The organism is Azotobacter chroococcum, from assembly GCF_004339665.1.
GTDB classification, from domain to species: domain Bacteria; phylum Pseudomonadota; class Gammaproteobacteria; order Pseudomonadales; family Pseudomonadaceae; genus Azotobacter; species Azotobacter chroococcum.
On the sequence record NZ_SMMU01000009.1, the window covers coordinates 108826 to 121321 of the forward strand.

General features: G+C 65.1%; 13 protein-coding genes. 7 read left to right on the plus strand and 6 right to left on the minus strand.

Annotated features, from left to right (window positions below):
• Positions 1 to 10: 10 nt before the first annotated feature.
• On the minus strand, positions 11 to 616 hold the full coding sequence (gene gstA, locus EV691_RS10290; RefSeq protein ID WP_039804647.1) for a glutathione transferase GstA: 606 nt from the start codon (positions 614 to 616) through the stop codon (positions 11 to 13).
• Positions 617 to 1105: 489 nt separating this feature from the next.
• Between gstA and EV691_RS10295 the strand changes: the two genes are divergently transcribed.
• Positions 1106 to 1954: an NAD-dependent protein deacetylase gene (locus EV691_RS10295; RefSeq protein ID WP_131302902.1), complete on the plus strand. Its 849-nt coding sequence runs from the start codon at positions 1106 to 1108 to the stop codon at positions 1952 to 1954.
• Positions 1955 to 1985: 31 nt separating this feature from the next.
• On the opposite strand, the gene EV691_RS10300 is transcribed toward EV691_RS10295, so the two are convergent.
• Entirely contained in the window at positions 1986 to 2414 is a 429-nt protein-coding gene (locus tag EV691_RS10300) for a TOBE domain-containing protein (RefSeq protein ID WP_131302900.1), read from the minus strand.
• A 194-nt stretch (positions 2415 to 2608) separates the two neighbouring features.
• Positions 2609 to 2920 carry a hypothetical protein gene (locus tag EV691_RS10305; protein ID WP_089167910.1) on the minus strand — a complete coding sequence of 104 codons (312 nt, stop codon included), beginning with the start codon at positions 2918 to 2920 and terminating at the stop codon, positions 2609 to 2611.
• A 301-nt stretch (positions 2921 to 3221) separates the two neighbouring features.
• Here EV691_RS10305 and EV691_RS10310 point away from each other — a divergent pair, with 301 nt between their 5' ends.
• Positions 3222 to 3506, plus strand: a complete 285-nt coding sequence (locus EV691_RS10310) for a hypothetical protein (protein WP_089167909.1) — start codon at positions 3222 to 3224, stop codon at positions 3504 to 3506.
• 94 nt (positions 3507 to 3600) lie between these two features.
• On the opposite strand, the gene EV691_RS10315 is transcribed toward EV691_RS10310, so the two are convergent.
• Positions 3601 to 3882, minus strand: a complete 282-nt coding sequence (locus tag EV691_RS10315; protein WP_242672691.1) for an OprD family outer membrane porin — start codon at positions 3880 to 3882, stop codon at positions 3601 to 3603.
• Positions 3883 to 3995: 113 nt separating this feature from the next.
• The gene (locus EV691_RS10320; RefSeq protein ID WP_131302898.1) at positions 3996 to 4868 is read right to left on the minus strand and encodes a LysR family transcriptional regulator; all 873 of its coding nucleotides are present in this window, start codon (positions 4866 to 4868) and stop codon (positions 3996 to 3998) included.
• A 128-nt stretch (positions 4869 to 4996) separates the two neighbouring features.
• On the opposite strand from EV691_RS10320, the gene EV691_RS10325 reads away from it, so the two are divergent.
• From EV691_RS10325 to EV691_RS10345, 4 genes are all read left to right on the plus strand, one after another.
• Complete coding sequence (locus EV691_RS10325; RefSeq protein ID WP_131302896.1) at positions 4997 to 6223, plus strand: YbfB/YjiJ family MFS transporter; 1227 nt, start codon at positions 4997 to 4999, stop codon at positions 6221 to 6223.
• A gap of 481 nt (positions 6224 to 6704) precedes the next feature.
• Positions 6705 to 7229, plus strand: coding sequence for a gluconokinase (locus tag EV691_RS10330; RefSeq protein ID WP_089167902.1), 525 nt, complete (start codon positions 6705 to 6707; stop codon positions 7227 to 7229).
• 87 nt (positions 7230 to 7316) lie between these two features.
• Positions 7317 to 8669 carry a GntP family permease gene (locus tag EV691_RS10335; protein ID WP_131302894.1) on the plus strand — a complete coding sequence of 451 codons (1353 nt, stop codon included), beginning with the start codon at positions 7317 to 7319 and terminating at the stop codon, positions 8667 to 8669.
• A 217-nt stretch (positions 8670 to 8886) separates the two neighbouring features.
• Positions 8887 to 10155, plus strand: a complete 1269-nt coding sequence (locus tag EV691_RS10345; RefSeq protein ID WP_131302892.1) for an OprD family porin — start codon at positions 8887 to 8889, stop codon at positions 10153 to 10155.
• Between the two features lie 68 nt (positions 10156 to 10223).
• Here EV691_RS10345 and EV691_RS10350 read toward each other — a convergent pair whose 3' ends face one another.
• On the minus strand, positions 10224 to 10901 hold the full coding sequence (locus EV691_RS10350) for a hypothetical protein (RefSeq protein ID WP_242672690.1): 678 nt from the start codon (positions 10899 to 10901) through the stop codon (positions 10224 to 10226).
• Positions 10902 to 11134: 233 nt separating this feature from the next.
• On the opposite strand from EV691_RS10350, the gene EV691_RS10355 reads away from it, so the two are divergent.
• The gene (locus tag EV691_RS10355) at positions 11135 to 12175 is read left to right on the plus strand and encodes an NADP(H)-dependent aldo-keto reductase (protein WP_131302890.1); all 1041 of its coding nucleotides are present in this window, start codon (positions 11135 to 11137) and stop codon (positions 12173 to 12175) included.
• Positions 12176 to 12496 lie beyond the last annotated feature (321 nt).

Consider the following 12496-nt stretch of genomic DNA (forward strand, 5'->3'; position numbering starts at 1 on the left):
GCAGCCGAAGCTAGAGCAGCCCCTCCGCCTGCATCGCCTTCTGCACCGCGGGCCGCGCCGCCACCCGGTCGTGGAAGGCGCGCAGGGCCGGCCAGGGGGAAAGGTCGATGTCCAGCGGCTTGGTCCAGCTCAGCACGGTGAATAGATAGGCATCCGCCACGGAGAAGCGCGCGCCGTTCAGGTAGTCCTGTCCGGTGAGCACCTTGTCGACATAGGCCAGGCGCTGCTCGACGGCGGCCAGCGCGGCCTTCTTCCACTCGGAGGTGATCTGCGGATTGAACAGCTGGCCGATCTCCTTGTGCAGTTCGCTGCCGATGAAGAACAGCCACTCCTGGACGCGGAAGCGCTCCAGGCTGCCGTTGCCCGGCAGCAGACCGGCCTCGGGCAGCTTCTCGGCGAGGAACAGGGCAATGGCCCCACTCTCGGTGAGCCGCTGGCCGTCGTTCAGCTGCAGGGTCGGTACATAGCCCTTGGGATTGACGTTGTAGTAATCCCCACCACCCTCGATGGTATGGCTCTTCAGATCCACCTTCTCCAGTTCGTAGGGCAGGCCCAGTTCGCAAAGAACGATGTGCGGAACCAGGGAGCAGGCCCCCGGGGTGTAGTAGAGCTTCATGGTTTCTCCTCGATCGACGAATTACTCAGCTCGCCGGGCAAGCTTAGGCCGCTCCCGGCGCCTGCGCTATCCTGCCGCCCACCTCCATCACCTGCCCTTGAGTAACCCACAGAAGACGTGGATTGTTATGTGGATAAAATCGGTATGACCGGCCGCAAGGCCGATGGAATCTGGCTCGCGGGCTGCTGATCATTTTTTGAGCACAGCATTGACAAAGCCTCCTGCCAGCACATAACAGACTGAAATATCAAGCCATTTCCAGTAGGCCGACAGGCGATAACCAGCGCGTCTGAAGGTACTACAAGCCCCTGCTTGTCAACTGCCGGCAGAAGAAAAAAATGTGGATAACCTCGGGGACTGCGGAGCAGTACGACGGCCGGACCCACTCTGCCTTATGCTCAGGCTTTTCCGTCTCGCCCTGCCCCTGCAACCGAGACAGCGCTTGACCGGCCGGTCGCTTCTGCCGGGCCGACAGATGTGGAGATGCCCATGCTGCACGACTTCGATCCCCCTGCCGCCCTGCTGGAGCTGTGCGAGCTCATGGTGCGCCAGCCGCTGTTGGTGCTGACCGGCGCGGGCATCAGCACGCCCTCCGGCATTCCGGCCTATCGCGACAAGGAGGGCGTCCGCCACGGCCGGGCGCCGATGACCTATCAGGAGTTCATCGGCTCGGCCGCGGCGCGCCGGCGCTACTGGGCGCGCAGCATGATCGGCTGGCCGAAGGTGCATCAGGCACGGCCGAACACGGCGCACCAGGCCCTGGCCAGGCTCGCGGCCGGGCGGCGGATCGCCGGCCTGATCACCCAGAACGTGGACGGACTGCATCAGCAGGCCGGCAGCGAGGAGGTGATCGAGCTGCACGGCAACCTGCACCGGGTGCGCTGCCTGGACTGCGGCAAACGGCTGTGGCGCAGCGAGATCCAGGCCGAGCTGGAGGCGGAGAACGCCTACCTGCAAGGCGTCGAGGCCGTCCTCGCCCCGGACGGCGACGCGCGGCTGGCGGAGGCCTATCTGGAAGGCTTCCGCATCCCCTGGTGTCCCTGCTGCGGCAGCGACCTGCTCAAGCCGGACGTGGTGTTCTACGGCGAGGGCGTGCCGGCCGAGCAGACCGAGGCGGCGTCGTCGAGCATCGAGCGGGCGCCGGCGCTGCTGGTCGTCGGCTCGACGGTGATGACCTATTCGAGCTTCCGCCTGTGCCGCTCGATTGCCGAGCGGGGCAAGCCGCTAGCGGCCATCAACCAAGGCGCGATGCGCGCGGAAGCGCTGCTGAACCTGAAGATCGAACGGCCCTGCGAGCAGGTGCTGCCCTGGCTGGCCGAGCGGCTGGGGAGTGCATAGCGCGTTGCGTCCCGCCGCCTCCCGGCGGGCGTCAGGCCGGAACGCCGAGAATCACGCTGGAGGCCTTGATCACTGCACAGGCCTTGACGCCCGGCTTCAGGCCCAGCTCGGTGGCGGCCTCCTTGGTCACCACGGCGGTGATCCTGGTGCCGCCCGGCAGGGCCAGGGTGACTTCGACGTTGACCTTGCCCGCCTCGACCGACTCGACGGTGCCGGCCAGGATGTTGCGGGCGGACAGACGGTAGCCGCTGCCATCGGTCGCCAGCATGACCCAGGGTGCCTTGACCACGGCCACCACCTTCGTGCCGACGACCAGCCCCAGGGATCTGGCGCTTTCCAGGGTGACCACGGCGGCCAGCTTGTCGCCGCCTCCCAGACTGACATCCACTTCGGCGTTGACGACGCCTTCCTTCAGAGCGCTGACGGTGCCCTCGAGCACGTTGCGGGCGCTGACCTTCATGCTGCTTCCCTCATATCGGATGCATAAGTACGGGACTCGTGCCAATCGGCATGGCCTTTCCCACATGACTCACCGCAAGACCAACCAGCCATGCGTACGCCACTGTAGTCGAGCGTCCTGTATGGGGAAACAACAGGAATCCGGCCTCCGGTCGCCGAATCGCTAAAGCGCGGTAGATAGATAATCCGCCGGCATCAGGGCAGCGGCCGGATCGTCGCCACGTCGAAATGCACGGCGAGCATCGCCACCAGCTCCGCCAGCGGCACGTTCTCGTGGGTGTCGGTGCTGTTCGGGTATTCCAGGTGCACGCCGTAGCGGTCCGGGCTCTGGCCGAGCGTGTAGAGCCAGGCGCGCACGCCGGGCTCCTCGCGGTGCAGCAGGTAGATCGCCCGCGGGTCCAGCGAGGTCACCGCATCGACGACGAAGGCATCCGGCCCCAGTTGCTCCTGCAGCAGCAACAGCACGTGACGGATGTCCTGATGTTTGTCCAGCGCCCAGATATTCATGCTTTCGCTCCGCACTCCCGCCGCTCTCGAAACAGCCTTATTCAAAACCGGTTGCAAAAACCGAGCGTTGCGCTGGCGGTATCACGGCGGATGACGATCTGCTCTAATGCGGCCCGATCGGCGGCTCGGCCTCACACCAGTCGATCCCGCCGATGCGCGTCGGCGAGGGCCCGGATGTTGCCAAACCGCTCGCCGGACGGCAACGACGAGCCGGGCGACCCGCCGGGCACGGACGGAAGCACATCATGAAACGCAAGGCCCGGCGTACGAGCGGCGGCTTTGCAGTGACAAGGGGAAACCAATGGGTGAGGTGAAGTCATCGCCTGCAGCGACGGAAGTGTTCAATCTGATCGTCCCGCTCGAGAGGAAGCTCAAGGCTTATCTGCGCCTGCTGTCCGATCCGCACCGCGCCGACACCTGGCTGCTGGAAGTGCGCCTGTTCTATGAAGCCGAGCCGGTGGGCCGGACCAGCTTCACCCTGAACGGCTATACCCAGGAAGAAGCCGAATCGGTGGCGCGCAACATCCGAAGCAATGCCTTCCTGATGCAGGAAATCGATCAGTATCTCTGGAGCGAGAACGACTGATCCCTGCCTTCGGTATGCCCAGACGCCCGGCCTGGGCATGCCACCCCGAACGCAGCGGCCCGCCCTGAAGCGCGGGAGCCCGCGGGCCTGCCCCTCAGCGCAGCGAAATGCTGTACAGCAGGATCAGCCGGTTCTCGTCGATGTCACGCTGGCTGGCCACGTCGCTGCGCAGCGAGGCGTTGGCCCAGGCGATGCCCAGGCCCTTGAGCGGGCCGCTCTGCACTACGTAGTCGAGGCGCAGGTCGCGCTCCCATTCCCGATCGGTGCGCGAGCGGCCGGCGACGTCGATGAGCCAGGCCTTGTTGTAGATCACCCGGGCGCTCAGGCCGGGAATGCCGAGGGCGGCGAAGTCGCAGCCGTAGATCGCCCCCAGCACCCGCTCGCCGGCGCGGCTGAAGCCGCCGATCTGGCGGGTGGCGTGGTGTCGCTGGTGGCGCCCTCGTTCTGCTGGTAGCCCAGACCGAGCGCATGGCCGCCGGGGCGCTTCACTCAGCCGGTTACTGCAGCGAATGCCTCGGCGATGGCGTCGATGACCGCACGGACCCTGGCGGTATGGCGCACGTCCTTGTGGGTCACCAGCCAGATGTCATAGGGCGGGCATGCGCGTGCGGGCCACAGACGCAGCAAACCGTCGGCCTCGCCGAGCGGGAGCGGGATCTCGCCAACGCCCAGGCCATTGGCCACCGCGCGGCGCACCAGCAGGCCGGAAGTGCAGGTCATCGCGATGCGGCCATGGGTGATTGGTTCGGAAGCCAGCGTCACTTCCTTGCCGCTGTCCAGATACGGCTGGTAGAGCACCAGGTGATGCCCTGCGAACGCCGTGCCGGGCTCGGGCACACCGTGGGCCTGCACGTAGGCCGCCGAGGCGAAGATGCCACTGCTCCAGCGCGCGACGCGGCGCACGATCAGGTCGGGGTTCTCCGGCTTGAGGGTGCGCACCGCGATGTCCGCCTCGCGCTTGCTCAGATTGAGCAGTTGGGTCGAAGCCTGCAGTTGCACCTCGATGCCGGGCTGCGCCCGGTGCAGGCGGGCGATCGCCGGGATGACGACATCAATGGCGAACGAGTCTGTGGTGGTGACCCGCACCACGCCGCTCATGCGGTCATCCATGCCGAGGATTTGCCGCTGCAGCTCGGCGGCCGAGGACTCCATGTTCAGCGCTGCGGCCATCGCCACTTCGCCAGCAGCCGTCAGGCTGTAACCGCCGGAGGTACGCAGGAACAGGGTGGCACCCAGGGCGTGCTCCAGGGAGGCCAGACGGCGCCCGACGGTGGCCTGGTCGATGCCCAGCACACGGGCCGCGCCCCGCAGGGTCTGCTCGCGGCACAGGGCGAGAAAAATCCGTGCATCGTCCCAGTTCACGAGGACTCCTTGGTGATGCAAATCTGCATAGATGGCATTTGAAATTGCTGCATTATTTCATCAAGCAGCGCCTCTATGATCCCATCATCGCCACTGGCTGCGCTTCTCGACAGGCGCAAGGGATCATCATGAATGCCGAACGCTCCTCTCTCATTGCCAACCGCCCTTCGCCATGGCTGCCGATCTGGGCTGGACTGTGCGCCAGCCTGGTCGGCATCGGCCTTGCCCGTTTCGCCTACACCCCTCTGGTGTCCGCGCTGATCGAGGCGCACTGGTTCTCTCCATCCGCGGTGGTCTATCTGGGGGCGGCCAATCTCGCCGGCTACCTCATCGGAGCATTGGGAGGACGGCCGCTCGCCGCCCGCTGGTCGAGCACCGGGGTGCTGCGCGCCATGATGGTGTTGGTGGCCCTGTCGTTCCTCGCCTGCGCCGTACCGCTGTCCATGGCCTGGTTTTTCGGTTGGCGGCTGCTGTCCGGCATCGCCGGTGGGGTGATCATGGTGCTTGCGGCAAGCACCATCCTGCCGCATGTCGCGCCGAACCGTCGCGGCCTGGCCAGCGGCGCGATCTTCCTCGGAGTCGGCTTGGGCATCGCCGGCTCGGGCAGCCTGGTGCCGTTCCTGCTCTCCTTCGGCCTGTTGCCGACCTGGCTGGGCCTGGGCGCGGTAGCACTGCTGCTGACTGCCACCAGTTGGTTCGGCTGGCCTCAGGAGAGCCCGCATGCGCCGGCCACTTCGAGCGCATCCGCCATGCGTGGCTCGACGGGCATCTACGTGCTGTTCGCTCAATACGCGCTGATGGCCGCCGGGCTGGTGGCGCCGATGATGTTCCTGGTCGACTACGTCAGCCGTGGCCTCGGCGCCGGCAGCCACAGCGGCGCGCTGGTCTGGACGCTGTACGGGGTGGGCGCCATCGTCGGGCCGGTGGTGTACGGTTTCCTGGCCGACCACTGGGGCGCGCGCTCGGCGATCCGCCTGGTACTGCTGGTCCAGGCCGGCGCCCTCGCGGTACTGGTGACGGTCGCCGACATGCGCCTGCTGGCCGTCGCGGCGCTGGTGATAGGTTCGTTTCCGCCCGGCATAGTGCCGCTGGCGCTGGCCCGCGTGCAGCAGCTGGTTGCCGGCCACCATGAGCAGAACGCCACCTGGAGCCGTGCCACTGTGTCCTTCGCGAGCTTCCAGGCCCTGGCCGGGTATGCCTATTCGGCGCTGTTCTCCGCCAGCCATGGCCACTACGCGCTGCTGTTCTCCGTCGCCGCGGGCGCCATCGGCCTGGCCCTGGCGCTGGATCTGCTGCTGGTGTTCAAGGAAATCTTCCGCCCCTCCACTAGAGCCGACGTGGCACCGGAGCCATAAGAGGGCGTTCTCATCGAAAGCCGCCGTTTTCCGGCCTCACCCTTGTTTCCAAGTCAGTCCTGAACCAATGGTGCACCGGTGCTCGCCCCTACCGGATGAACCTGAAAAAAGGCGAAGGCAGGGCTGCCTTCGCCTTCAGGGAAGTTCCGAGTTAAAAGCCTACTCATGGTCTTTTGTGGATATTCGCCAATAAAACCCGGCAAGATTTTTCAAATTCGCTCCCATTTGCTGGGTATTGCCTGAAAACCAACGCCTTGCTACAGGGCGTGGCCGGCTACTTGTCAAACAAAAAGGCAGCTCATAAGATAGCGCTGTCTTTGGAAATGGCGCAGTAATCGTATGATGTTAAACTACATGCCATCACCTACAGACAGCCACAATTGGGGAATATCCATGTTAACGACAACAAATCAGTAACGTTATTAGCTTCTTATTTTCTTGACCATGTAAAGATAGCGCTGTCTCAATGCTGAGGTGCCTTATGCTTCCCCCCATCAACGCTCTGGTCATCATGGGCGTCGCCGGTTGCGGCAAGTCCAGCGTCAGCCAGGCGATCTGCGCGCTCAACGGCGCCACGCCCATCGAGGGCGACGCCTTCCATCCACCGGAAAACATTCGCAAGATGAGCGCCGGCATTCCGCTGACCGACGCGGATCGCAGCGGCTGGCTCGGCATCCTGTGCGACGAGTTGCGCCGCTCCATCGACGCCGGGCAGCCTCCGGTGCTCTCCTGCTCGGCCCTCAAGCGCAGCTACCGCGAGCGCCTGCGCAGCGCCGTGCCCGGGCTCGGCTTCGTCTACCTCGAGCTGACGCCCGCCGTCGCCGCCCGCCGGGTCGCCGAACGCCCCGGCCATTTCATGCCGACGAGCATGATCGACAGCCAGTTCGCCACCCTCGAACCGCCTGTGGACGAGCCCCTGACCCTGGTTCTGGATGCTTCGCGCCAGAATATTCCGCAACTGGCCACCGCTGCCCACCACTGGTGGCGCCAGCATGAACCAGACTGACTGAAACGACTTTTTTATTTAGCCGTAAAAGATAGCGCTGTCTCAGCGCTGCTCCAACTCAAGAACAACGACAATAGGAGACTTACCATGTTGGGCCTGTCCCATACCACCCTGCTGCTGCTCGATGCGCTGATCGCCATCGTCGGCCTGATCGTCCTGATCACCCGCTTCAAGCTGCATCCCTTCCTCGCCCTGATCATTTCCGCCTTGTTCCTCGGCCTGGTCTCGGGCATGCCGGTGGACAAGGTCATCAAGTCCTTCCAGGAGGGCTTCGGCGGCGTCCTCGGCTTCGTCGGCATCATCCTCGCCCTGGGCACCATGCTCGGCAAGATGATGGCCGAGTCCGGTGGCGCCGATCAGATCGCCCGCACCCTGATCCAGGCCTTCGGCAAGGAGCGCGTGCAGTGGGCGATGATGTTCGCCGCCTTCCTGGTCGGCATTCCGCTGTTCTTCGAGATCGGTTTCGTCCTGCTGATCCCGCTGGTGTTCATCGTCGCCCGGCGCACCGGGGTCTCGCTGATCAAGGTCGGCATTCCGCTGCTCGCCGGCCTGTCCGTGGTGCACGGCCTGGTGCCGCCGCATCCCGGCCCGCTGCTGGCCATCGGCGTGTTCGGCGCCGACATCGGCAAGACCATCCTCTACGGCCTGATCGTCGCCCTGCCGACCGGCATCATCGCCGGCCCGCTGTTCGCCTCCTTCATCGCCCGCCATGTTCCCGGCACACCCTCGCCCGAACTGATGGAGCAGCTCGCCCACGAGTCCGAGGCCAGCAACCTGCCGAGCTTCAGCGTGACCCTGGTGACCGTGCTGCTGCCGGTGTTCCTGATGCTGCTGAAGACCTTCGCCGACGTGGCCCTGCCCGAGGGGCACCTGGTCCGCGCCTGGATGGACATGATCGGCCACCCGATCACCGCCCTGCTGCTGGCCCTGCTGCTGTCGCTGTACACCTTCGGCTACGCCCGCGGCTTCGAGCCCAAGCGGGTCTTCCGGCTGCTCGAGGAGAGCCTGGCGCCGACCGCCGCCATCGTCATGATCATCGGCGCCGGCGGCGGCTTCAAACAGATGCTGGTGGCCAGCGGGGTGGGCAACGTGATCGGCCAGATGGCGGTGAGCGCGCAGATCTCGCCGATCCTGCTGGCCTGGCTGGTCGCCGCGGTGATCCGCATCGCCACCGGCTCGGCCACGGTCGCCACCATCACCGGCGCCGGCATCGTGGTGCCGGTGATCGAGCTGATCCCCGACGTCAACCGGGAGCTGCTGGTACTCGCCACCGGTGCCGGTTCGCTGATCCTTTCCCACGTCAACGACGCCGGTTTCTGGATGGTCAAGCAGTACTTCAACATGACCGTCAGTGAAACCTTCAAGACCTGGACTGCCATGGAGACCCTGCTCTCCGTGGTCGGCCTGCTGTTCATCCTGCTGCTCTCGCTGGTGGTTTGATCGAGCGGAGAGGCGATCCAAGCTCGCTCGCCGAGCCGGGATCGCCTCTCCCGCCACGCCGGTCAGCTGTCAGTCCCTCGATAGCCCCCAAGCGGTTCGCTCAGGCCGGCCAGTGCCTGTGGCGTGCCACAGCAATTACCGATAGCGCCCGATTTCACCCTGTAACGGCGGCATTGGATGCCGCCCGGATATTTATCCGATTGCCAGGCCAACAATAATGAAAAACAGCAATAAACCCTCTCTGCTGAATCGCCCTCGTACCATTGCTCTGCCCCTGCTGCTGGCAGGAGTCCTGCCAGGTGCCCAGGCCGAATTCCTCGACGACGCCAAGGGCACCCTGACCCTGCGCAACTTCTACATCCACCGCAACTTCGTCGACGACGGCGCCACCCGCAGCAAGGCCGAGGAATGGACGCAGAGCTTCATCCTCGACCTGCAGTCCGGCTACACCGAAGGCCCCGTCGGCTTCGGCATCGACGTGCTCGGCCTCTGGTCGGTCAAGCTCGACGGCGGCAAGGGCACCAGCGGCACCCAGTTGCTCCCCGTCGGCAAGGACGGCGACCCGGCCGACCAGTTCGGCCGCCTGGCGGTGGCCGGCAAGCTGCGCTTCTCGAAAACCGAGGTGAAGGCCGGCGAATGGTCGCCGGCGCTGCCGATCCTGCGCTCCGACGACGGCCGCTCGCTGCCGCAGACCTTCCAGGGCGGCATGCTCACCTCGAAGGAGATCAGGAACCTGACGGTCTACGGCGGACGCTTTCGCGGCAACAGCCCGCGCGACGACAGCAGCCTGAATGACATGAGCTGGGTCGGCAATTCCAGCGTCACCTCCGACCGCTTCAGCTTCGCCGGCGCCGAATACGCCTTCAACGACAATCGCACGACGGTCGGCGCCTGGTTCGGCCAGCTCGAAGACATCTACAAGCAGCGCTACTTCCAGCTCGTGCATACCCAGTCGCTGGGCAAGGACTGGAGCCTCGGCGCCAACCTCGGCTACTTCGACGGCGAGGAAGACGGCAGCGCCCAGGCCGGCGAGCTGGACAACAAGCTGCTCTCCGGGCTGTTCTCCCTCAAGCATGGCGCCCATGTCTTCTACCTCGGCCTGCAACGGGTCACCGGCGACGACAAGTGGCTGCGGGTCAACGGCACCAGCGGCGGCAGCGCGGCCAACGACACCTACAACGGCAGCTTCGACAACGCCCGCGAACGCTCCTGGCAGCTGCGCTACGACTACGACTTCGCCACCATGGGCATCCCTGGGCTGACGCTGATGACCCGCTACCTCAAGGGCACCAACGTGCACGTCGGCAACATCGACGACGGCGAGGAATGGAACCGCGAGACCCAGCTCAGCTACGTGGTGCAGAGCGGCCCGGCGAAGAACCTGACCCTGCGCTGGCGGAACTCGACCATCCGCCGCGACTGGGGCGCCAACAACAAGTACGACGAGCAGCGGATCATCGTCCAGTACCCGATCTCGTTGTTCTGAACTCTCTACAAGGCCTGTCGTTCTTTACAGCCTCGCTATCCGGGCATGAAGGCTTCGATGCCGTCCGCTCAGCACGACGACAGGCCTTTTTCCAGGAACAGGCCGGAATCGACTTCCTTCCGCCAGCCGACGGCATGTACGGCAAAGTCGATCTGGGGCGTCAGACAACGGCCACGTCCTCTCAGGTATCCGGCAATCGACAGGATCAGGTACATGTTATGGCGAATATCCTGGAGAGATGTGCCTTCACCCCGCCATCCGAAGCTGAATTCGGCCGCCATGGATTCAACGTGCCGTTTTTCATGCTCGGCCACATCGGACGGGTAGTTGAATATCGAATGCCCCTTGGCAAGGGCGAGCAATCCATCGCTCGCATAATCGTATACGGCCGCCAGGATGGACTTTTCTTCGAGGCTTACCGGAAGAGTGAGTATCCATGAGCAGCTTTTTACCCGGGACTCGACGACTGCCTTCAGGTAATTCCGCCGCCTGAAGCGCTCCTGCTCGTCTGCGATGATTTGCATGACCGCCTCTACGCTCTCGGGGCCCTCCGCCACAAAACGATCCTTTACCGGCCGGATGAGTTCGACGAAGCCCGCGGCAGTGATATAGCCATGCCTGTTCCTGGCGATCTTCCGTTGCACATACAGCGACGGAATGGAAATTCCGGCACCGACATAGAAGGTGGCGCGATCGGCGGCCAGTATGACGCAGTCCCCCATGCTGACCGTCGCGATAAAAGTCATGCATCTCTCCCCCGCAGGCATATGACTCGGCCATAGCGCATTGCCAACACTGGAGACAGAACGCTCGCGCCCATTAACCATAGGTGCATTCGGCGCGGCCTTCCGCGCCCGCCCGGCGGCCTAGAAGGCGCTGGCCGCCGAAGGCTGTTGCAGGTCCGGCGCCCGCCGATCCGCGACAGGCCGCCACATGGAGTACTCTGCCCTTCCACCCATTTCAGCAAAGGAAATCTGCGATGATTTATCGCCCACTCGGCAGAACCGATCTCCAGGTCAGCGCGCTGGCGCTCGGCAGCATGACCTGGGGCGAGCAGAACAGCGAGGCCGAAGGCTTCGAGCAGATCCGCCGCGCCCAGGCGGCCGGGATCAACTTCATCGACACCGCCGAGATGTACCCGGTGCCGCCGAAGGCGGAAACCGCCGGCGCCACCGAGACCATCATCGGCAACTACTTCAGGCGCCACGGTGGGCGCGGCGACTGGATCCTCGCCACCAAGGCGGCGCCGCCCGGCAACGGCATCACCCACATCCGCGGCGGCCGCAACCATTTCGACCGGGCCAACCTGACCGCCGCCGTGGACGCCAGCCTCGCGCGCCTGCAGACCGACTACATCGACCTCTACCAGTTGCACTGGCCGGACCGGCAGACCAACTTCTTCGGCCAGCTCGGCTACCGGCACGACCCGGACGCCCACATCACGCCGATCGAGGAGACCCTGGAGGCCCTGGACGGCCTGGTGAAGAGCGGCAAGATCCGCCATATCGGCCTGTCCAACGAGACGCCGTGGGGCGTGCACCGCTTCCTGCACCTGGCGGAGACCCGCGGCTGGCCGCGGGCGGTGTCGATCCAGAACCCCTACAACCTGCTCAACCGCAGCTTCGAGGTGGGCCTGGCGGAAATCGCCATCCGCGAACAGGTCGGCCTGCTCGCCTACTCGCCGCTGGCCTTCGGCCTGCTCTCCGGCAAGTACGAGAACGGCGCCCAGCCGCCCAAGGCGCGGCTGACCCTGTTCGAGCGCTTCCAGCGCTACAACAGCCCGCAGGCGCGCCGCGCCGCCAGCGCCTACATCGCCCTGGCCCGCGAGCACGGCGTCGATCCGGCGCAACTGGCCCTGGCCTACGTCACCAGCCGGCCGTTCCTCACCAGCAACATCATCGGCGCCACCACCCTGGAACAGCTGGACAGCAACATCGCCAGCCTGGAGCTGAAGCCGAGCGACGAGCTGCTGGCCGGCATCGAGCGCATCCATACCGAGCAGCCCAACCCGGCGCCCTGAGAGGCGGCGCTTGCGTAGGGAGGACAACGCCGCAGGCTTGTCCGCCATGGTGGATGGCTTCGGCCATCCACCCTACTGCTTCAGTCGCCCCCATCGAAACCACCCCATGCAACGAAGACATCCGCCCGGTAGGCAAAAGTCGCGTAGTCCGTTACGAAGCGCCCGAAGCCGATCTGCTTTTCAGAAGCCCAAAAGCGAAAGGCCACCCAGCACATCGCCGTCGACGACGACGGCAACGCCCGGTGCCGTCTGCACATCTTCCCACCAACGGCCTGTGCGACAATCCGCAGGATCGCCTTCGTCGGATCGCCGTGCCCGCCC